The sequence below is a fragment of the Flavobacterium procerum genome (genome assembly GCF_042431625.1).
GTDB classification, from domain to species: Bacteria; Bacteroidota; Bacteroidia; order Flavobacteriales; family Flavobacteriaceae; genus Flavobacterium; species Flavobacterium procerum.
Genome location: NZ_JBHLYW010000022.1, coordinates 177,162 through 198,731, shown reverse-complemented (window position 1 = coordinate 198,731; position 21,570 = coordinate 177,162). Strand labels below are relative to the sequence as shown.

The following is a 21,570-nucleotide window of genomic DNA, read 5'->3' as shown; positions in this document are numbered from 1 at the left end:
ATAAAAAGAAAGCTGTCCTCTATGTTTTTGTAACCTTAATTATAAGATGCAAAAACGTAACAATTATACAGATATAGAAGATTTCCTGTCTGATGAATCTTTTCAATTATGGATTTTATCTAAAATTGACGAACAAGGCTGGGAAGAATGGACTTTGGAGAATCTTCAAAGAGCAAAACTTGTGGAAGACGCAAGACTTTTATTGCTTTCCATGAAAGTTCCAAATATGGAGTTGACTTCGGATCAAATTCACGAAGGACTAAAAGCAACTTGGAAAAAAATTGAAGATAAAGAAAATAATCTTCGAGAAAACACCTCTTTTTCTAATTCCTTTAGATATTGGTTGGCAGGAGCTGCCGCAATTCTAATCTGCTTTTTTTCTATTAGATTTTACCAAAAAGATATTGTAGCAGGCGATTCTGTAATTACCTATAAAGAATTGGTAGAGGATAATGCCGAAGGGCTGGTAGAACAAACCAATAATACAGAAAAAGCGCAAATAATCACACTTTCAGACGGCAGTTCAGTTTTGCTGCAACCAAATAGTAAATTGAGTTATCCAAAAATATTTTCTGGAAGCGAAAGAAAAGTCTATTTATCTGGAGAAGCTTTTTTTGAAATCAGCAAAAATCCCAAAAAGCCATTTTTTGTTTATGCCAACGAAATCGTAACAAGAGTTGTTGGAACAAGTTTTAGAATTAAAGCCTATCCTGATCAGCAAAATGTTGAAGTTTTAGTTCGCACCGGAAAAGTGAGGGTAAAGTCAAATGATTTAATTGAGACTTCGAAAAGCGATGAAATTGAACTTTTTCCGAACGAAGCGGTACGTTTTACAAGAAATGATTTGGTCTTTAATAAAATCACCAATATTACTGAAGACCAGATTTTGGTTAAGAGTATCGGGAATATCGAGCAATTGAGTTTTGAGTTTACGGATATTCCGGTAGATCAGATTTTCAAAACAATCGAACAGGCTTATCAGGTAAGTATTGATTACCCAAAAGACAAATTGTTGGACTGTCGATTGACAACTTCCTTGAGTGATCAGCCATTGCCAGAAAAACTGAAAATTATCTGCAAAAGTATAGGTAATGATACTAATTATGAAATGAACGGAAGTCAAATCGTAATTACCTCGCAGGGATGCAATTAATAGAAAATAAAAATTTCCAAAATAAAGCTATTGTCAAAACTAAAAAAATGTGTAACTGCCTATGTAAAAAACAAATGCGTTAAAAAAAGTGCCGAAAATGCTGTAACATTTCCGACACTTAATGAAGTAAATAACTTTCTGTAAAAAGTTATTTATGATGTTTCTTAAAATACACTCGAATAGTATTAATCAAAACAAACCAAAATTATGAAAAAACCAGTTGTCAAGCAACGATTACTCCACCAAATCATGAAAATAACGCTATTTCAGTTTGTCTTAGCACTTGTATTTTCAAGTGTTACTATGGCAAATAATGCAAATGGGCAAAAAAAATTAGATACTAAAGTTACAATTACAGTTGAAAATTTAACTTTAGATAATGCATTGTCTAAAATTGAGAAATCTGCCCGTGTAAAATTTTCTTATAACTCGAGACTTCCTCAGCTTAGTCAAAAGGTAAGTATAGAAGCCGATCAGGAAACTTTAGCCAGTATTCTGAGCCGAATTCTAGTTCCTTTTAATATAACTTTTTCCGAAGTAAGCAATCAGATTGTGCTTCAGAAAGGGAGCGCAGAACCATTTACAAATTTGAACAACCCAGATTCATTGTTTGATGTTTTGGTTCCAGGACCAATTATTAAAGGAAAAGTAACAGACCAAACAGGAAGTCCGCTTCCAGGAGCAACCGTTACTGCAAAAGGAAGTAAAGTAACAGTTCTAACAGATTTTGACGGAAATTTCGTAATAGAAGTTCCTGCAAATTCAGATGGACTTGTTATTTCTTATGTTGGGATGGAAACTAAAGAAATTGGTATATCAAATACAACTCCAACAATTGTACTTGCAGAAGCAGGTCAGAATTTGAAAGAAGTTGTAGTTACTACAGGTTACGAAAAGACATCGAAAAGAACTTTTACCGGAGCCATCAGTAAAATTTCTGCAACAGAATTAAAAGTAGACGGGGTAGTAGACGTAAGCCGTATGATTGAAGGTAAGGCGGCAGGGGTTACTGTGCAAAACGTTACAGGAACTTTTGGTACAGCTCCGAAAATTACAGTTCGTGGATCTTCTTCTATTTTTGGAGATACAAAACCATTATGGGTAATTGATGGCGTAGTTCAGGAAGATATTATCAATATGTCTTTTGCAGATTTAGCTTCAGGTAATTCAGAAACTTTATTAAGTTCTTCTGTTGCTGGTTTAAATGCAAATGATATTCAAAGCATTGAAATTCTGAAAGATGCATCTGCAACCTCAATTTATGGTTCAAGATCATTAAACGGAGTTGTGGTTGTTACAACTAAACAAGGGCGTAGAGATTCTCCTTTAAAAATTACTTATGGTTTAGAGCAAACTGTTAGAACAGTACCAAATTACAGCCAATATGATATTTTGAATTCTCAGGAAACAATGAGTATTTTGAAAGAAATGGAAAGTAAAGGATATTTGGACTTGCCAACAACTGTAAACGGAAGATATGGTGGGGTTTACAACATTATGGGTAGAGCTATCAATACTTACAATCCAGAAACGGGAACCTATTTGGTGAACAATGACCCTGTAAGCAGAAATAACTTTTTGAAAAAATATGAATTAGCCAACACAGACTGGTTTAAAGTGTTATTCAGGCCATCTATTACACAAAATCACTCTTTAAGTTTTTCTGGTGGTGGCAAAAACAATACGTTTTATGCTTCATTAGGATATTATACAGATCCGGGATGGACAATTGCTGATGATGTGAAACAAATATCTTCAAACATCAAAGGAACATTTTATGTTAATGACAGATTAAATGTCACTCTTTCTACTATGGCATCTGTTCGTGATCAAGGTGCGCCAGGAAGTTACGAAAGTGAAAAAGATGTTGTTTTCGGAAAAGTAACGCGTGATTTCGACATCAATCCATTTAACTATGTTTTAAATACAAGCCGAACTTTAAGACCGTATGACGAAAACGGAAATTTAGAATACTACAGAAATAACTGGGCTAAGATGAACATCATCAACGAATTGGAAAATAACTACATGGAGATTCAGGTTAAAGATATTCGTTTTCAATTGGATTTAGATTATAAAATCAGTAAAAACTGGAATTATAATTTAACAGGTTCTGCTCGTTATGCTAATACAAGCCGTCAGCACAAAATTCTAGAAGCTTCAAACGTTGCCGCTGCATATAGAGCGGGAACGCCAGAAGGTGATGATGGTGTAAATACATTGGTAAGAGATCAAAATATCTTTTTATACCAAAATCCAAATGATTTGACAGCTCCAAAAGTTTCTGTTTTACCAAACGGAGGTTTTTTAAGAAAGTTTACAAATGATATGACTTCTTATAATGTTAGAAATAGTGTGAATTATAGAAATACATTTAATGATAAACATGAATTAGAAGGATTATTTGGAACTGAGTTAAGAGTTGTAGATAGAAATAGTGATAATTTCACAGCTGCTGGTTTACAATACGATAGAGGATTAACCGCTTTTACCGATCCGAGATTAATTGAAAAAATCATTAATGGAGGAGATTCTTACTACGGATTTAATGCAGAAAGAGAAAGAACAGTTGGTTTCTTTGGTAAAGTAGGATATACTTACGATCGTCGTTATACTGCTTCTGTCACAGGTCGTTATGATGGTTCTAACAGACAAGGAAATAGTGATTCTTCTAGATGGCTTCCGACCTACACTTTTAGTGGAAAATGGAATGTTGCCGAAGAAAAATTCATGAAGGATATAGAATCAGTAAATACCCTTGCACTTAGAGCTTCTTATGGTTTGACAGCTACTGCTGGTCCGGCTACTAACTCTTTGGCTATTTACAAAAGTTATATTACTGATCGTTTCAATTTAAATGACAGAGAATCTGGAATTAATATTGAGGAATTGCAAAATGGTGATCTTACTTGGGAAAAACAATTTGAAACCAACATTGGGGTTGATTTAGGAATGTTTAACAACAGAGTTCAACTTACAACAGACGTATACAGACGTAAAGCGTTTGATTTGGTTGATTATGTGATTACTTCAGGAATTGGAGGGCAAAGAGTAAGACAAGGAAACAATGCTGACATGGAGACTAAAGGTATTGAAGTTGGTTTTACAACTAAAAATATTGATGCAAAAGACTTTAAATGGTCTACTACATTGAATTTCTCAGTTTATGATCAGAAAATTACAAAACTGCAAAATACACCGACTGCTTTTGATTTGATTGACGCAAATGGAGGGAATACAGTTGGACATCCACGTAATTCATTGTATTCTTATCAATTTACAGGATTGAACAACCAAGGTCTTCCAACGTTTAAAATGCAAGATGGCGCTGATAGTAATATTACTGGCGCAGATTTCCAAGACAATATTGATGTTACGAAATATTTGAAATATGAAGGTTCAATTGAGCCAAATAAATCAATCGGTTTTGCCAATACGTTTACTTATAAAAATTGGTCTTTATATGTGTTCTTCGTAGGATCTGGAGGAAACAAAGTTCGTTTGAACCCAGTTTATGATAGTACTTATGACGATTTAACAGTTTTCACTAAAGACTTTACCAATCGTTGGATTAATCCAGGAGATGAACAATACACTAATATTCCGGTAATTGCTGACAAGCGTCTAAATACAGATTATGGAGGAGCACGTACTTTAGCAAGAGCTTATAATACTTACAACTATTCGGATGTTCGTATTGCGGATGGTGATTTTGTGAGATTGAAAAATATCTCATTAAGCTGGGAATTCCCTAAAGATTTCAAGAGAAAACTTGGTGTTAGTACGTTTACGTTAAAAGGTTCTGCTGTAAATCCTTGGTTGATTTATTCAGACAAAAGGTTAAACGGTCAGGATCCTGAATTCCGTAATTCTGGAGGAGTTGCAATGCCAGTTACCTCTCAATATACTTTTACTTTAAATGTTTCATTATAATATTTAAAAACATGAAAAAACTTAAAATAGCTTTATCTCTTTTAGTACTTATAAGTATTGTAAGTTGCGATGATTTCCTTTCTGAAAAGCCAGATAATAGAACCGAAATAGATACACCAGAAAAAATCTCCGAATTATTGGTAAGTGCTTATCCACAAATGAGTTACTTTGATATTGCAGAGACCATGTCTGATAACGTATTTGACAGCCAGCTGCCAGAAACAATTTTAAAAAATGAGCAGAGTTACAATTGGGAAATGCAGACAGAAAACTCTCAAATTGATACCCAAGCTTATTACTGGGATGCTTGCTACAAAGCAATTGCTCATGCCAACAAAGCGTTAGAAGCTATAGAAGAATTAGGAAATCCAGCGACTTTAAATCCTCAAAAAGGTGAAGCGCTTTTAGCGAGAGCATATTCACATTTTATGCTGGTTTCTTTTTGGTCACAACGTTATAATCCAGCAACTGCTGCAACAGATCTTGGAATTCCGTATGTAACAAAACCAGAAAAGGAATTAGTTGCAAAATACACACGTAATACAGTAGCAGAAGTATTTCAATTTATAGAAAAAGATCTTGTAGAAGGTTTGAAATATGTAACAAATGATTACAAAGAGCCGAAATTTCATTTCAATAAAAATGCTGCTAAAGCTTTTGCTAGCCGTTTTTATTTGGTTAAAGGAGATTGGGATAAAGTAATTGAAATGTCAGATGATTTTGCTGCAAGACCAGTTGGAAAACTAAGGAATTATGCGGCTTACCAACTTTTAGCCCTAGAAAACCAAAGAATTGCTTATGCTAGTGTAGGTGAAGAAACTAATTTATTAATAGCTTCTCCAAACTCAATCGTTCGTAGATCGTCATATCAAAATAGATTTTACCTTTCTGCGGCAAGATATCCTGAAATTTTTGGGTCTGCTACGAGTCTTTTTAACAAAACATGGTTGTATAGTTTTTATTCTTCAAACAACAGTATAACAGTCTATGTACCTAAGTTTTATGAATATTTTAAATATACTAACGTTACGGCTGGAATTGGAGAGCCTTATACAGCAGAAGTCTTGTTGAGTAATGATGAGTTTTTCTTAAACAGAATCGAAGCTCATGTAATGAAAGGGCAGATTGCTGTGGCTAATGACGAATTAGAGTATTTCTTATCTACAAGAACGACAGGGTATAACGCAACCACAGATAAGTTGACAGAAGCTAAAGTTGTAGCAAAATATCCAGTAATAGCAGATGAGTACACGCCGTTTTATGCAATGACACCAGTCCAAACATCTTATGTAAAAGCAATTGCAGAAACAAGACGAAGAGATTTTGTACATGAAGGGATGAGATGGTTTGATGTGAAACGTTTCAATATCGTAGTTACGCATGAGACGTACAATAGGCCGGTTAATATTTTAATAAAAGATGATAAACGTCGTGCTTTGCAGATACCGCTTCATGCATCAGCAACAGGTGTTGAGTTAAATCCTAGATAATCTTTAAAATCAATTCTTATGAAATTTTTAAAATATAATAAAATAGCTGTTCTAGCATTGGTTTCTGTACTTTCATTTTCATGTGCTCACGAAGATCAGCCTTCAGAAAGTCAGTTAGATTTTAATCAACCAGCAAAAACAGCATTAGATAATTGGATTGATACTAATTATTTAAACCCATATAATATTAATGTACAATATAAATGGAATCAAAACACGGTAGACAACAGCCGATTTTTGTTTCCACCTACATTAGAAAAAGTACAGCCGGCATTAGAAATTGTACAGACGATTTGGTTAAAAAGTTATGCTACGATTGGTGGAGCAGATTTTGTAAAAAAAATAGCCCCAAGAGAAATTGTCTTAGTTGGTGGAGTAAACTTAAACAGTGTTGGAACAAGAACACTTGGTTTGGCCGAAGGCGGTCAGCGAGTAACATTGTTTGAAACAGACTATATCAACAAAAGTAATCGTGCCAATGTAACAGAGTTTATTCATACTATTCAACATGAATATATTCACATTTTAAATCAGAATAAACCGTTCGACGAAAAAGCATGGTCTGCAATTACTCCTGTAGGTTATACAGCAGATTGGTACAATTATTCTATTCCAGTTTCTAATGAGATTGGTTTCATTACTAGTTATGCTAGGTCAAATATCAATGAAGATTTTGCAGAAACAGCAGCGATGATTTTGATTTATTCTAAGGCAGAATATGCTGCTTTTTTAGCTAACATTAAAAGCGCAACCGCTTTGGCAGCTTTAAAAGCAAAAGAAGCATTGGTAGTAAAATATTTTAAAGAAGCCTATAATATGGATTTTTATGCTCTTCGTGATGAAGCGGAAAAAAATACAACTGCAGTAGTAAACAATTAAAAAAACAGTATTATGAAAGTAAAAAATATAATTAAATACTTATTTGCAACTTTTTTAATGCTGCAAATAACTGCTTGTAATAATGATAGTACAGAAGCAGAACCTTTATTTGATAAAAGTCCGACCGAACGTTTAAATGCAAGAAAAGCTGAATTGAATAATGCTCTTTTATCTTCTGAGTTTGGGTGGAAAGCGGTTTATTTTACAGACAATACAGTTCTAGGTGGTTATACACACTTATTTAAATTCAGTGCTGATGGAAAAGTAGATATGGCATCCGATTTTGATAGTGATTCAAAGATTTACAAAAGTGAATATGATATTCAGCTTGGCAGTACTGTAAGCTTAGTTTTTACAACTGCTAACAGAATACATTTATTATCAGAATCAGATAATTATCCAATTCCTGCTTTAAGAGCAAAAGGATATTTAGGCGATTTTCAATTTTTGTATTATGGACAAGAAGATGGACAAATCATCTTTAAAGCCAATAGAAATGGTATGGAAATTCGTTTTGTAAAAGCGACTGCACAAGATTGGACCGATTTGCCTAAAAATTTGGTAATGGAGCAAAATGTAATTGGCGCAGCATCAAGACCATTGTTTAGATTACTTGAAACTAACGATGGTGCAACAAAACACCAATTTGATTTCTCATTTTCAGCAGTTACTCGTTTTGCAGAAGCAAATTCTTTAGAAGCTGGCTTCTCTTTTAGTTATGAATTAGGAATTGGTTATTCGCCAACGGGAATCGTAGTAAACCCAGCTGTAGAAGTTGGAGGTCAAAAATTAAGTGTATTTACATACAATGATGCTGACGGAAGTTTTACAGCTACTGGAACAGGCGGTGTAAGTGCAACTATAAGATATTCAACCAAGCCTCTTGTAATAACTGATGATTACAAAAACTTGTTGTCTGGAAAACCACAGTTAGTTTTAGGTTATATTGCTGCAAATCTTTATACAGCACCAACTACTTCTATTTTGTGCAGATCTTTACTAGATAAAGCAAATGCAACCTTGCCAGCAAATCAAAAAATAAGCAGAGTTCAGATTTATTTCAATTCCGCTTTTGGAAATTATATTGAATACCGTTTTAATGGAGGAAGACCAAGTGTTTATCACAATTTTACGACTAGTGAAAACGCAACAAATAAAACACTTGTATTTACGCACGATTCTTGGGATAACGGGGCAGCTTATATACCAGCTCCAGCATTTTTAAAAGAACTTGATGATGAGTTTTTTAATCCTAATGGTATGTATATTAAGAAAGAAAACTTCACAATTACATATAGTAATCCAATTTGGACTATTACAAGCTTTAGTACAAATTTCAGGATAACTACTTATCAATTGTAAAGGGTTTGGTTTAATTTTTTAAAAGAAACAGCTCTTTAACTGGGCTGTTTTCATAAACTAAAATAATTATAATAAGAAGATATTTTTAGAGTAGAATCTTTAGTGTGTTGATTATTATGTTTCTTTATGCCGAAACAAAATCACATTTAAAAATTTTAGTTTTATTTTTTTATTTTGGAGAAGGCGGTTCAGTTATTGAGCCGCTTTTTGCTTTTTATTAATCATTTAAATGTTAAAAACAAAAGGACAATTTTTACATTTCAAATTTTATTAAATGCCCAAATACCCTATATTTGTATTTCAAAAAAATAAAAACGAATACCTTAATATGAAATTACTAGAAGGAAAAGTAGCAATCATCACTGGCGCTAGTCGCGGAATCGGAAGAGGAATTGCTGAAGTTTTTGCTAAAAATGGAGCAAATGTAGCATTTACATACAGTTCGTCTGCAGCTTCTGCTGAAGCTTTAGAAGCAGAATTAAATGCTTTAGGAATAAAAGCAAAAGGATACCAATCAAATGCAGCTGATTTTAACGAAGCACAAACTTTTGTAGATGCAGTCTTAGCAGATTTCGGAACTGTTGACATCCTAATCAACAATGCAGGGATTACAAAAGACAATTTGTTGATGCGTATGTCTGAAGCAGATTTCGACCAAGTAATCGATGTAAACTTGAAATCGGTTTTTAATATGACAAAAGCGATTCAGAAAACGTTCTTAAAACAACGTGCTGGTTCTATCATCAACATTAGTTCTGTTGTTGGAGTTTCAGGAAATGCAGGTCAGACAAACTATGCAGCTTCTAAAGCAGGAGCAATCGGATTTACTAAATCTGTAGCATTAGAATTAGGTTCACGTAACATTCGTTGCAACGCAATCGCTCCAGGTTTTATCGAAACCGAAATGACTGCAAAATTATCTGAAGATGTGGTAAAAGGATGGAGAGAAGGTATTCCGTTGAAACGTGGAGGAAGCCCAGAAGATGTTGCAAATGCTTGTCTTTTCTTAGCTTCTGACTTAAGTGCATATGTTACAGGACAGGTTCTTAACGTTTGCGGAGGAATGCTTACTTAATAGTCTTCAGTGTTCAGATTTTAGTATTCAGTTTTCGTTAATTCTTGAATAACTGAACACTTTGAAAGTCGTACTACGGCTTCTTAAATTTTGATTACTAAAAAAACTGATTACTGAACACTAAACAAATATGACTACAAACTCAATTTTATTAGTATTACTTTCTTTAGTAATAGCGGGTGGTTTGTCGTACTTTCAATACTTTTTTAAAGCCAAAAACAAATCAAATCTGATTTGGTTTTTGGCTTTTTTGCGTTTTCTAGCGATTTTCGGATTACTGGTTTTATTGATAAATCCGGTAATTTCTAAAAGTTCGCTCGAGATAACCAAAACGCCTCTTGCAATTGCAGTAGATAATTCTAGTTCGATTATAGCGTTAAAGTCTGATAAAAAAGCAGTTGAATTGTATCAGAAGTTGGTTTCGAATCCTGCACTAAAAGAAAAATTTGAAATCCAAAGCTATCAATTTGATGCTGATTTTAGAATTTCAGATAAATTTGATTTTAAAGGAAATCAAACTAATTTAGATGAAGTTGCTAAAAATCTAAAAAACATTAATAAAAATCTGATATTTCCAACCGTAATAATTACCGATGGAAATCAGACTACAGGAAACGATTATGTATATCGATTTGATCCTGCTAATAAAGTTTATCCTTTGGTTGTGGGAGATACAACCACGTTTTTTGATTTAAAAATCAATCAACTCAACGTTAACAAATACGCTTTTCATAAAAATAAATTTCCGGTTGAAGTTTTTCTTCAGTATGCTGGTACTAAAACAGTAAATGCCGATTTTATTATTTCTCAAGGAAATTCTGTGGTAGCAAAAGAGAAAATAACATTTTCGCCATCAAAAAAAACAGCTTCTTTGAATATATTACTGCCAGCGGATAAAGTTGGTCTGCAGATTTTTAGAGCCAACATTTCTTCTAGTGCAAAAGAGAAAAATAGCTATAACAACATCAAGAATTTTGCTGTCGAAATTATAGATCAAAAGTCGACTATTGCAATAGTTTCTTCAATAAACCATCCGGATATTGCAGCTCTTAAACGTTCAATTGAAGTTAATGCACAACGTAAAGTAATTTTAGTTAAGCCTAACGAAATAAATCAGTTACAAGATGCATCTGTACTTGTTTTATATCAGCCAAATGCAGCTTTTAAAGCAATTTTTGAGAATAACAAAGCAGCAGGAAGAAACACTTTTATAATTACTGGAAACAATACAGATTTTAATTTTCTCAACCAGCAACAGAATAATTTGGTCTTTAAGATGAGCAATCAGCGAGAGGATTTTCTGTGTGATTTTAAATCTGATTTTAATCTTTTTGCAATCGAAAATATCGGTTTCGAAAACTTTCCGCCGTTACAAAATCCTTTTGGCACTATTACAACAAATGGAAATGTTTCAGTACTTCTTTCTTCAAAAATCAGAAATGTTTCTACAAATGCTCCAATGTTGGCTTTTGTAGAAAACCAAGGGAAAAGAACTGCTTTTCTATTAGGAGAAAATAGCTGGAAATGGCGTTTGCAAAGTCATATCGACAATCAATCATTTGAGAAATATGATGTTTTTGTTGATAAAATAATTCAGTTTCTGACAACTTCTACTTCAAAAAAATCATTGGTGGTTACTCACGAAAGTTTTTATAATTCGGGAGAAGAAATTATAATAAATGCGCAATATTTCAATAAAAATTATGAGTTTGACGAAAAAGCAAGATTAACTATTTCGGTTACAAATGCCTCAACCAAACAGAATAAAAACTACGATTTATTGAAAGGAAACAATTCTTTTTCTGCAAATTTAGAAGGGCTTCCGGCAGGAAAATATAATTTTACAGTAAAAGAATTAAATTCAAACACTTCATATTCAAGTCATTTTGAAATATTAGATTTTGATATCGAAAAACAGTTTGTAAATCCAGATGTCTCAAAATTAAAGCAATTGGCGTTGCAGACAAACGGAAAAGCTTTTTTCGAAAATCAAGCAGATGATTTGATTAATACACTTTTAGAAAATAAAGAGTACAAATCAATAGAAAAAAACGTTTCAACTAAAACTCCGATAATTGACTGGGTATGGTTATTGATCTTAATTGCTACTTTATTAACAATTGAATGGTTCGTTAGAAAGTATAATGGTCTTTTGTAGTTTTTTTACATGATAAACTAACTTTGTAATATGTCTAATTTTTCTGCAAATAATAATCAAAAAGAAGATGTTGTTTTTGATAAATTTAAAAATCAACTTGAAAAAAATGGCTTGATTATTCAGTCAATTGATGAAGATGGGTTTATCTATGTAAATATTGGAGAAACTGATCTGAAAGTTAGTTTAGAAAATGTTAGACGAAATTATGAAAGAGATTTTGATGAAAGGCATATTACTAATTTAGTAGAGGTAATTGTGCAGCATTCATTTAATAGTGAAGATTGGGAACAAGTAAAAGACAAAATATATTTGCAGTTTGTTCCAAACGACTTTGAATTTGAAAATATAATAAACGAAAAAGTTACTAATGAATTTAGCAAAGTCTTTGCTTTAAATCTAAATAATGGTTTTTCATTTATAACTAATGATGATTTGTCAGATTGGAAAATAGACTCTGTCGAATTAGAAAAACAAGCCGATTTTAATTTAGGAATGCTATTAGATAAAGTAAAGATAGAATTTGAAGATATAGAAAATCATAAACTAGGAATGGTTAATATTAATGAAGTATCACTGAAAAGCTCTTGTCTTTTTTCTTCTAAAATGAAAAATCTAGTTGAAAATAATATTGGTTTTCCATTTTATGCCGTGATTCCAGTAAGTGACTTTTGTTATATTTTTGCAGAAGAAGATTTTGAATATTTTTCGCAACGTCTTGGTTCTGTTGTTCTTGATGAGTATAATAATTCAGGATATCCAATTACAACCGAAATTTTAAGATTTTCAGAGGCCGGTGTTGAAGCAATTGGAAAATATTAATAGAAAATAAATGGATTTTAGGTTAAAAGTATTTTACACTGTTGCGCTTCGTCTTAATTTTACTAAGGCGGCTACAGAGTTGTATATATCACAGCCTGCAGTTTCAAAACACGTTCAGGAGCTCGAAGAGACTTATAAGACTAAGTTGTTTGAACGAAAAGGGCCTAAAATTGCCTTAACTCCTGCGGGAGAAATTCTTCTAAAATATACCAAATCTATTTCTGAAATCTATCGTGAAATGAGTTTTGAAATGAGTTCTTTCGTCGATGAACGCCAAGGTTCATTGCGACTGGGGGCGAGTACAACTATTTCTCAATATATTATTTCGCCTGTCTTAGCTCGTTTTCATCAGAAGCAGAGAGATATAAAAGTCAATTTGCTTAATGGAAATACAGAACAGATTGAGAGCGCCCTTATCAATAAGGAAATTGAAATTGGAATTGTAGAAGGGCAATCTAAAAATCAGTCTATAAAATACATTCCGTTTCTAAAAGATGAATTGGTTTTGGTTTGCAGCAGTAAAAATCCTCTAGCAAAACAAAATGAAATTCTAATAAATGATTTAAAATCAATGAAATTCATAACTCGTGAACGTGGTTCAGGAACACTTGAAGTTATTGAATTTGCTCTAAAAAAGAATAATTTAAAACTAGCCGATTTACAAATTGAAATGCAGTTAGGAAGTACAGAAAGCATTAAGTCGTATTTGCTAAATTCTGATTGTTTTGCTTTTATGTCTATTCATGCGGTAAGTAAAGAATTGAAAAACAAAGAATTGATTGTTTTAGATGTCGAAAATTTGGCCATCGAAAGATACTTTTACATTATTACCCTTTTGGGAAAACCAGATCCTATATCAGAATTGTTTATAGAAAATATTTCTTCTTATTATAATCTGAAGTTATAGCGGATTGTAATTTACGATTGGCGATTCTGCTTTAAACAACAGAACTTTGCAGGGTAATTATCAGTTATCCTATTTTGAAGACAAGTCAGCACACAGCATCACAATTATTTGAAATTAATCATTATTTACAACAAGCAATTTTTATTGTTGTAGTATTTCTGTGTTTATTTTCAATCATTTCCCCTCCAATTGCATTATTAATTGGAGTTGTACTTGTGAATCTTTTTGGGAATCCGTTTATTGAATTCAATCATAAAGCCATTACATTTTTACTACAATTTTCTGTTGTTGGCCTCGGATTCGGAATGAATGCATCAAGTGCTTTTTCGGCTGGAAAAGAAGGATTTGTACTTACAATTTCATCCATTTTCAGTACTTTGATTTTTGGTTTCCTGTTAGGTAAATGGCTTAAAACCGAGAAAAAAACATCTCATTTAATCTCATGCGGAACGGCAATCTGCGGGGGTAGTGCAATCGCTGCGATTTCTCCAGTAATCAAGTCCAATGAAAATCAAACGTCAATTGCTTTGGGCGTTATTTTTATATTGAACTCTGTTGCGTTATTTGTTTTTCCATTTATAGGACATCAGTTTGGCTTATCTCAAAAAGATTTCGGTTTATGGTGCGCCATTGCGATTCATGATACAAGTTCTGTTGTAGGAGCTGCAAATAAATATGGTGCCGAAGCTTTACAGATTGCCACAACAGTAAAACTGGCAAGAGCATTATGGATTATTCCTATTTCAATTTTGACTGCAGTAATTTTCAAAAACAAAAACAGCAAAATTAAAATTCCTTATTTTATTGGATTATTTGTACTGGTAATGCTGTTAAACTCATATGTTCCAAAAGTTTCTGTAGTTGCGCCTTGCGTAGTAAATATCGCTAAGATTGGATTAACGGTAACGCTCTTTTTAATTGGGGCAACACTTAATGTAAATACTTTAAAATCAGTAGGAGTAAGGCCTTTGTTACAAGGAGTTTTATTATGGGTATTTATCACGGTTTTAAGTTTAACAGCAATACTCTATCTGGGTTGATTTATTGTTTTATTTTCGAAAACTTAACGGCTGGTTTGCCAACAAGGGTATATTTTTTTCCTTTAAAAGAAAAACGTTTTTCGATTACAAAATCAAACTCTTTTTTAGTTTTTGCCATTGCAGCAATTTCTTCAGGAACTTCGACTTCATAATCGTCCTCAGTATTCTTTGGTTTTCTGTAAGTGCCAGAGGTTGTAATAATAAAGTCGCGAAAGAATTTTTTACCATTATCAGTAACAATAGTATAAGAACTTGACCAATCTGAATTAGGACTGTTGGAAAGTGAATAATAATCTACTGTCATTAAAGGCTGGTATTTGCCATCAAATCCAGCAATAAGACACAAATAACCGTAGTAAGGTGCGCCCGGACCACCATTAGAATGTCGTATGGTAAAGGCGTATTGATCTTCGCCTATTTGCACCAATTTTGGTTTTGGAGATTGTGAAAAAGAGCCAAATGCAGTAATGGCAGGTTGAAAAGACTTCATTTCCCAAGAATTTCCATTTTTAGCAAATTTTGCCAAACCTAATAATCCACCTGTAAAACGACTGACTTGTGAACCATCTTCGTCACCTATTGAATGATTAAAAAACAGTAATTTAAATTGATTCCCTTTTGAATCTGAATAGTCAATGTTTTCAAGTATTCTTGTGGCAACGCCTTCAGAGTAGGGAAATGATTGGTCTCCATTTATTTCATTAACATCAAGATACGTTTCAGATTTACAGGTTTTACAAATCCAGTTTATAAATGTGTTTTTATCTGGATAATGAAATATTTTACCTGGGAACAATTTCTGTGTGGTTTTTTCAGCATTAAAAGGATCCGTGACTTTTAATGTTCTTGAAGCACTTAATATTGTATCGCTGACTTTTTTTAGATAAGTTTCTTCACTTTGAGAAAGTATAGAAGTAGAAAATCCGAACAAGAAAAAAACTAAATATATAAGGCGCATAAAATTTTATTAAAGTAAAAGTATTACAAAAATAGGTAATTGTTTTGTAGTATAGTTTAGAAATACATCAATAAAATAACTTGAATTCATTAAAATTGAAAATATCATAATATTCGTTCTCATAATTTTGAATTATGTGTATAAATAAGGTAAATTTGGCCCCTCAAATAAAAACAAATGAAAAACTACAGAATGAAACCAAGACTAATCGGTTTATTAGCATTAGCAATTGGTTTTTTAACCTTATCGTGGGGAATTGTTGGCCACGAACGTATTAACAAAGCAGCTGTAATGGCTTTGCCACAACACCTTCGAGTTTTCTTTTATAATCATATCGATTTTATTACTCAGGAGGCTTCTGTTCCTGATATTCGTAAATACGCTCTAAATTATAAAGATGAGAATCCAAGGCACTATTTTGATATGGAGAATTTTGGAGCTGTAGACAGTTTTCCGAAGAATTTAGAAGAAGCAAAGAAAAAGTATGACGCTAAATTTTTAAATGATAACGGAATTTTACCATGGTATATTGAAGATATGATGATAAAATTGACTAAAGCATTTAAAGAAAAAAACAGAGCCGAAATTTTATTTCTTGCAGCTGATTTAGGACATTACATTGGTGATGCTCACATGCCATTGCATACTTCTGCCAATCATGATGGGCAATTAAGCGATCAAAAAGGAATTCATTCTCTTTGGGAAAGCAGATTGCCAGAGTTGTTTGCTAAAAATTATAAATTAAACGTTCCGGAAGCACATTATTATGAAGATATTCATAAGGCGATTTGGGACATGATTCATGATACACATAGTTTGGCAAAACCATTGTTGGATATCGATAAGAAATTAAGAACTTCAACTCCACAGAATCAAGTGTTTAAAATGGATGCTGAAGGGAAAATAATGAAAAGCAAATACAATACTGCCGTTTTCTCTGATCAGTATGCTGAAAAATTGCACAAAGAACTAAATGGAATGGTTGAAAGCCAAATGAAAAAAGCAATTACGGCAACAGCAAGTTTTTGGTACACGGCTTGGGTAAATGCAGGAAAACCTGATTTAAGCGATTTGGATTCGCCAGCCGTTACACAAAGAAATTTTCAGGCATTAAAAGATGATACACAACTTTTTCAGAGCGGTAATCTTTTTGGAATGAAAAATCAGAATGATTAATTTTTTTTTAACTTTGATTTTCAGTCCGTACTGAAGTGCCATAAAAAAACTCAAGTTTCACCAACTTGAGTTTTTTTTTATTTTTAGCGAGCTTTCGCATATAATTTGGCATTCTTTGCGGCTAAACTTAAATCTTTGAACTGATATTCCTTTTCTTTTAAAACATAAGAAGCGGCTTGATAGTATGAAATGGTTTCATTGACTAAATTTATGTTTTGTGATTTTAACGGAATTTCATCATAATGAATCTGACATTCGGATGAAACATTTTTGTTCGGATCCAGTTTTAGCTGGAATTGTTTGATTTGTTGCTTTGGAGAAAGAATAGTCAACACATTGTCTTTTATGAAGCCCAAATCCTGATAAGTTGCAATTAATGCTCTCGGCTGATAATCGGGTTTAAAAACATCTTGTCCAAAAAACTTGCTTTCATAATCAAAATTCAACAAACCGAATAAGGTCGGCATAAGATCAATTTGCGACATTAATTTCGTGTATTTTTCAGGTTTCATATCTGGGCTGTAAATCAAGGCTGGAATCCTGTATTTGTCTAGCGGAAGTTCTGTTTTTCCTGCGCTTGATGCACAATGATCGGCTACAATTACAAAAACTGTATTTTTATACCATGGTTGTTTTTCGGCAATTTCAAAGAATTTTCGCAAGGCATAATCGGTATATTTTACACCGCCATCACGAGATTTTATATTGCCTGGAATGTCAATTTTATTTTCAGGATAAGTAAACGGTCTGTGATTGCTTACTGTCATGATATGATTAAAGAACGGCTTGTTTTCTTTTGCTTCGGCGTTCATAACTGTAATTGCTTTATTGTACATGTCTTCATCGCAAACGCCCCAGACATTTGAAAAAGTAATTTCTTCAGGCTTAAAATTCGATTTGTCTATAATTTGATACCCATTTCCAGAATAAAAATCCTGCATATTGTCAAAAAATGCATCTCCGCCGTAAAGGAATTTTACATTGTATCCTTTTTGTTTGAAAACGACTCCGGTAGAGAATTTGTTTTTATTGTCTTGTCTTTTTACAACACTTTCGCCTGCGGTTGGAGGAAGGCACAAAGTAACGGCTTCAAGTCCGCGGACAGTTCGGTTTCCTGCTGCATAAACATTGGTGAAAGCAAGACTTTTTTGTGACAAACTGTCGAGAAATGGAGTAATATTTTGTTCGTTTCCATACATTTTCATGAAATCTGCACTTAGACTTTCAACGGTAATCAAGACAACATTTTTTCGTTTTTCCAAAGAATCATTTTTAACCTCTTGTTTGGTGTTATTTCCTGAAATTGAGGGCAATTGCTGTTTTAAAAGTGCAAATGCTTTTTGATTCGGAATGGTTTTGTAAAATTTGAAATAATCTAGTTTGTTGTTCTGAAAAGCCAAATAGAATTTATAGATTCCGTTAGATTGCAATTCGTTAACAAAAATATTTTTAGAGTTTTCTGTTTTGGCTAAACTAGGAACTGCAAACAAAGAGAAAACAAATAAAGTGCAGTAAATGGCAGTGATTTTAAATTTATCAGAAATGTTTGGAATTTCATCAATATAGTTTCGCGAACGCTTGATAATAAAATAAGTAATAGTTCCAGTAATAATAGACAATGCTGAAAATATTGGAACAACAGGATACGACTGCATAATATTCCCTATAACTTCATTCGTATAAATTAGATAGTTAACGGCAATGAAATTATATTTTACTCCAAATTCGTTCCAAAAGAAAAACTCACTGATTGCATTTTGTAAAATCAGCAAAACATATAGAAAGATTACAAAAGCAAACAGCCAAAATCTTATTTTAGAGCGATATTTCGGTAAAAAAAGAAGTACAGAAAACAGTGCTGTTTTTATTAAAACAAAGATTAAGACAATTTTCGGCAAAGCCCCGCCGTATTCGTCAAAAATACTTTTTCCGGATGCAATATAAATCAGAAGTGCAATAAAACCTCCTAAGATAATATAGCCATATGGCTTACTGTATTTAGAGTTGGAAATAAAAATAAGATATAGCCACAAAAAAGTAGAAGCCAAAATAAACACAAAAAAATCCGAAATTAAACCTAAGCTAAAGATTTTTAGGCTTTCAGGGAAAGTGAAAGAACTTTGTGTGATTGGGTGAAATAGAAGCACTATTCTAAGAACGAAACTTACAATAAAGTACAATAGAGCTAGATTGTAAAAAGGCGAAAGTTTTTTATAAAATGTCATCTAATTATTTTTTTACAAAATTAATTTCGAATCATTAACGGCAGATTAAGTTCGACTTTAACCTTACTTAGCGTTAACTTAAAGTTTGCTTAAGATATCGGTTTTCTTTATATCTTTATTCTAACAGTTTAGCTGTGATTTTTAAATAATATATCTTTGGAACAGAAAAAAGAATGCGAATCTTAATAAAATACGATAAATGCATATTTTAATAGTTGAAGACGAATTAGGAATTGTTCAATTTCTTAAACAAGGATTGCAAGAAGAAGGTTATCAGATAACAACTGCAAGTGATGGTTCTAAAGGTTTTGAGCTCATACAGAGTCAGAAATTCGACTTGATTCTTTTAGATTGGATGATTCCAAAAATTAACGGACTGGATCTTTGTAAAGCTATCAGAATCAAAGATCAACAAACTCCAATTATATTTTTGACCGCCAAAGATACCGTTCAGGAAACTATCGAAGGCTTAAAAGCCGGAGCAAATGATTACATCAAAAAGCCATTTAGTTTTGAAGAGTTGGTAGAGCGGATTAAAGTTCATTTTAGAAACAAAAAACAAACAGAGAATCTGACCCTTGGTAATATTACAATGGATTTGACGAGGCATATTGTTTTAAAGGACGAAGAAGAAATCGCAATGACGCAGCGTGAATTTGAATTACTAGCTTACTTAATAGAGCATAAAGGGAAGGTTTGTACCAGAAATCAGATTTTGAGAGACGTTTGGGAAATCAATTTTGAGTATGATACTGGTGTTATAGATGTTTTTATGAATGCTATTCGAAAAAAACTGAATCTTAAAATTGAAGAAGATTATATAAAAACTATTAGAGGCATTGGCTATATCGCCAATGATTAAAAATGATGTCATTATCTTTTAAAAATAGAATTGCTTTAAATTATATTGTAGGGACAGGACTTTTGGTTTTGGCTGTTTTTTCTGCTATTTATTTCATTGTAAAACTCACTGTTTACAATCATATTGATGAGAATTTGAATATAGAAATTCAGGATCACTTAAAAGAACTTAGGATAGAAAACGGGAAAGTTATCTTTATGGATGCTGAAGAATGGGAGGAAAGAGAACATAATTCAGTAGATGTAAATCCTGTTTTTGTTCAGTTTTTGGATTTGAACAAAAAAATAATTGAGAAATCTCCAAACTTGAAGCACGAAAAGTTGATTTTTCACGAGAGCAAAGAGCATCTTCAGTTATTTGACACCAAATTGTTAGGAAATAAAATCCGACAGATTCAGGTGCCACTTCACATAAAATCTCAGAAAATTGGGTATTTAATTATAGCAATGTCGCTTTCAGATTCGTCTAAAGTTTTAGATAATCTGATGGATACGCTATTGATTACTTTTCCGATTATTTTATTGATTTTATTTTTTCTCGCCAGGTTTTTTGCAGGCAGAAGCATAAAGCCTATAAACGATATTATTCAGACTTCCGAAATTATCACAAAAGACAATCTAAAAACAAGGATTCCGTTGCCAAAAACACGAGATGAATTGTTTACGCTTTCTAAAACAATTAATAATTTATTGAATCGAATTGAAGACGCAATTGAGCGCGAAAAACAATTCACTTCAGACGCTTCGCACGAGTTAAGAACACCTTTGACTGTTATTAAAGGAACGCTTGAAGTATTGATTCGTAAACCAAGAGATAGTAAGGAATACGAAGAGAAAATAAATTATTGTATTAGAGAAGTTGATCATCTAAATTCATTAGTTGATCAATTGCTTTTAATGGCAAGATTTGAAAATCAGAAACAGAATATTCATAAAGAAAATATCTATCTAAATGCAGTCATTTTAGATGTCTTGACGTTGAATGCAGAGAAAATAAAATCGGAGAAAATCAATGTGGTTTTAGATACCTCAGAGGATTTTTATGCTTATTCGGATAATTATTTAATAGTGACGATTCTTCGCAATATTATCTCAAATGCGATTAAATACTCGAAGAATGACACAGAAGTTAAAATTTCATTATCTCGAGAAAATAGTAAAATCAATTGCACTATTTCAGATCAAGGAATCGGAATTGCAATGAAAGATCTTGAATCTATTCTGAATCCATTTTTTAGATCTGATTCCTTAAATCATTCAGAAATAAAAGGTACCGGTCTTGGTTTGTTTATCGTAAAACGAATGACCGATTTGCTTCAGATTAAGTTCAAAATCGAAAGCGAAATCGGAAAGGGCACTAAAGTTTTGTTGGTTTTTGATGAAGATGACAATTCTTTAAAGTAATTTTAAATTTAGTAAGTATAATGCGGTCTAAAGCGTTTTTTAACAATAAACTGTTGTTAAGTTAAAATAAAAATTGCTTTTTAATTATTTTATCTAGTATATTTGCAACCGAATCAAAGAAGTAAAAAAC

15 protein-coding genes are annotated in these 21,570 nt (G+C 32.5%); 13 read left to right on the top strand and 2 right to left on the bottom strand.

Annotation, left to right across the window (positions count from 1 at the left end; genetic code table 11):
• Positions 1 to 46 precede the first annotated feature (46 nt).
• From ACFFLS_RS20415 to ACFFLS_RS20370, 10 genes are all read left to right on the top strand, one after another.
• Positions 47 to 1,153, top strand: a complete 1,107-nt coding sequence (locus tag ACFFLS_RS20415; protein ID WP_379687031.1) for a FecR family protein — start codon at positions 47 to 49, stop codon at positions 1,151 to 1,153.
• Between the two features lie 207 nt (positions 1,154 to 1,360).
• The gene (locus ACFFLS_RS20410) at positions 1,361 to 5,086 is read left to right on the top strand and encodes a SusC/RagA family TonB-linked outer membrane protein (RefSeq protein ID WP_379687029.1); all 3,726 of its coding nucleotides are present in this window, start codon (positions 1,361 to 1,363) and stop codon (positions 5,084 to 5,086) included.
• A gap of 11 nt (positions 5,087 to 5,097) precedes the next feature.
• Complete coding sequence (locus ACFFLS_RS20405) at positions 5,098 to 6,576, top strand: RagB/SusD family nutrient uptake outer membrane protein (protein ID WP_379687027.1); 1,479 nt, start codon at positions 5,098 to 5,100, stop codon at positions 6,574 to 6,576.
• 18 nt (positions 6,577 to 6,594) lie between these two features.
• On the top strand, positions 6,595 to 7,455 hold the full coding sequence (locus ACFFLS_RS20400) for a substrate import-associated zinc metallohydrolase lipoprotein (RefSeq protein ID WP_379687026.1): 861 nt from the start codon (positions 6,595 to 6,597) through the stop codon (positions 7,453 to 7,455).
• A 12-nt stretch (positions 7,456 to 7,467) separates the two neighbouring features.
• The gene (locus ACFFLS_RS20395; RefSeq protein ID WP_379687024.1) at positions 7,468 to 8,817 is read left to right on the top strand and encodes a DUF4302 domain-containing protein; all 1,350 of its coding nucleotides are present in this window, start codon (positions 7,468 to 7,470) and stop codon (positions 8,815 to 8,817) included.
• A 328-nt stretch (positions 8,818 to 9,145) separates the two neighbouring features.
• Positions 9,146 to 9,892, top strand: a complete 747-nt coding sequence (fabG, locus tag ACFFLS_RS20390) for a 3-oxoacyl-[acyl-carrier-protein] reductase (RefSeq protein ID WP_379687023.1) — start codon at positions 9,146 to 9,148, stop codon at positions 9,890 to 9,892.
• Between the two features lie 130 nt (positions 9,893 to 10,022).
• Positions 10,023 to 12,050, top strand: coding sequence for a hypothetical protein (locus ACFFLS_RS20385; protein ID WP_379687021.1), 2,028 nt, complete (start codon positions 10,023 to 10,025; stop codon positions 12,048 to 12,050).
• A 30-nt stretch (positions 12,051 to 12,080) separates the two neighbouring features.
• A complete protein-coding gene (locus ACFFLS_RS20380; RefSeq protein ID WP_379687019.1) occupies positions 12,081 to 12,869 on the top strand; it encodes a hypothetical protein in 789 nt (262 codons plus the stop codon).
• Positions 12,870 to 12,879: 10 nt separating this feature from the next.
• Entirely contained in the window at positions 12,880 to 13,776 is an 897-nt protein-coding gene (locus tag ACFFLS_RS20375; protein WP_379687018.1) for a LysR family transcriptional regulator, read from the top strand.
• Positions 13,777 to 13,850: 74 nt separating this feature from the next.
• Positions 13,851 to 14,816 carry a YeiH family protein gene (locus ACFFLS_RS20370; RefSeq protein WP_379687017.1) on the top strand — a complete coding sequence of 322 codons (966 nt, stop codon included), beginning with the start codon at positions 13,851 to 13,853 and terminating at the stop codon, positions 14,814 to 14,816.
• A gap of 1 nt (position 14,817) precedes the next feature.
• Here ACFFLS_RS20370 and ACFFLS_RS20365 read toward each other — a convergent pair whose 3' ends face one another.
• Positions 14,818 to 15,774, bottom strand: a complete 957-nt coding sequence (locus ACFFLS_RS20365) for a hypothetical protein (protein WP_379687016.1) — start codon at positions 15,772 to 15,774, stop codon at positions 14,818 to 14,820.
• A 177-nt stretch (positions 15,775 to 15,951) separates the two neighbouring features.
• On the opposite strand from ACFFLS_RS20365, the gene ACFFLS_RS20360 reads away from it, so the two are divergent.
• Positions 15,952 to 16,950 (top strand): zinc dependent phospholipase C family protein, encoded by a 999-nt coding sequence (locus ACFFLS_RS20360; protein ID WP_379687014.1) that lies wholly within the window; start codon positions 15,952 to 15,954, stop codon positions 16,948 to 16,950.
• Between the two features lie 83 nt (positions 16,951 to 17,033).
• On the opposite strand, the gene ACFFLS_RS20355 is transcribed toward ACFFLS_RS20360, so the two are convergent.
• A complete protein-coding gene (locus ACFFLS_RS20355; RefSeq protein ID WP_379687012.1) occupies positions 17,034 to 19,175 on the bottom strand; it encodes an LTA synthase family protein in 2,142 nt (713 codons plus the stop codon).
• 199 nt (positions 19,176 to 19,374) lie between these two features.
• Here ACFFLS_RS20355 and ACFFLS_RS20350 point away from each other — a divergent pair, with 199 nt between their 5' ends.
• Entirely contained in the window at positions 19,375 to 20,037 is a 663-nt protein-coding gene (locus tag ACFFLS_RS20350) for a response regulator transcription factor (protein WP_379687011.1), read from the top strand.
• A gap of 2 nt (positions 20,038 to 20,039) precedes the next feature.
• Positions 20,040 to 21,440, top strand: coding sequence for a sensor histidine kinase (locus ACFFLS_RS20345; RefSeq protein ID WP_379687010.1), 1,401 nt, complete (start codon positions 20,040 to 20,042; stop codon positions 21,438 to 21,440).
• Positions 21,441 to 21,570 lie beyond the last annotated feature (130 nt).

Coding starts and splice junctions, on each gene's coding strand:
- ACFFLS_RS20415 (WP_379687031.1), top strand. CDS start 47: ATGCAAAAACGTAACAATTATACAGATATAGAAGATTTCCTGTCTGAT.
- ACFFLS_RS20410 (WP_379687029.1), top strand. CDS start 1,361: ATGAAAAAACCAGTTGTCAAGCAACGATTACTCCACCAAATCATGAAA.
- ACFFLS_RS20405 (WP_379687027.1), top strand. CDS start 5,098: ATGAAAAAACTTAAAATAGCTTTATCTCTTTTAGTACTTATAAGTATT.
- ACFFLS_RS20400 (WP_379687026.1), top strand. CDS start 6,595: ATGAAATTTTTAAAATATAATAAAATAGCTGTTCTAGCATTGGTTTCT.
- ACFFLS_RS20395 (WP_379687024.1), top strand. CDS start 7,468: ATGAAAGTAAAAAATATAATTAAATACTTATTTGCAACTTTTTTAATG.
- fabG (WP_379687023.1), top strand. CDS start 9,146: ATGAAATTACTAGAAGGAAAAGTAGCAATCATCACTGGCGCTAGTCGC.
- ACFFLS_RS20385 (WP_379687021.1), top strand. CDS start 10,023: ATGACTACAAACTCAATTTTATTAGTATTACTTTCTTTAGTAATAGCG.
- ACFFLS_RS20380 (WP_379687019.1), top strand. CDS start 12,081: ATGTCTAATTTTTCTGCAAATAATAATCAAAAAGAAGATGTTGTTTTT.
- ACFFLS_RS20375 (WP_379687018.1), top strand. CDS start 12,880: ATGGATTTTAGGTTAAAAGTATTTTACACTGTTGCGCTTCGTCTTAAT.
- ACFFLS_RS20365 (WP_379687016.1), bottom strand. CDS start 15,774: ATGCGCCTTATATATTTAGTTTTTTTCTTGTTCGGATTTTCTACTTCT.
- ACFFLS_RS20360 (WP_379687014.1), top strand. CDS start 15,952: ATGAAAAACTACAGAATGAAACCAAGACTAATCGGTTTATTAGCATTA.
- ACFFLS_RS20355 (WP_379687012.1), bottom strand. CDS start 19,175: ATGACATTTTATAAAAAACTTTCGCCTTTTTACAATCTAGCTCTATTG.
- ACFFLS_RS20350 (WP_379687011.1), top strand. CDS start 19,375: ATGCATATTTTAATAGTTGAAGACGAATTAGGAATTGTTCAATTTCTT.
- ACFFLS_RS20345 (WP_379687010.1), top strand. CDS start 20,040: ATGATGTCATTATCTTTTAAAAATAGAATTGCTTTAAATTATATTGTA.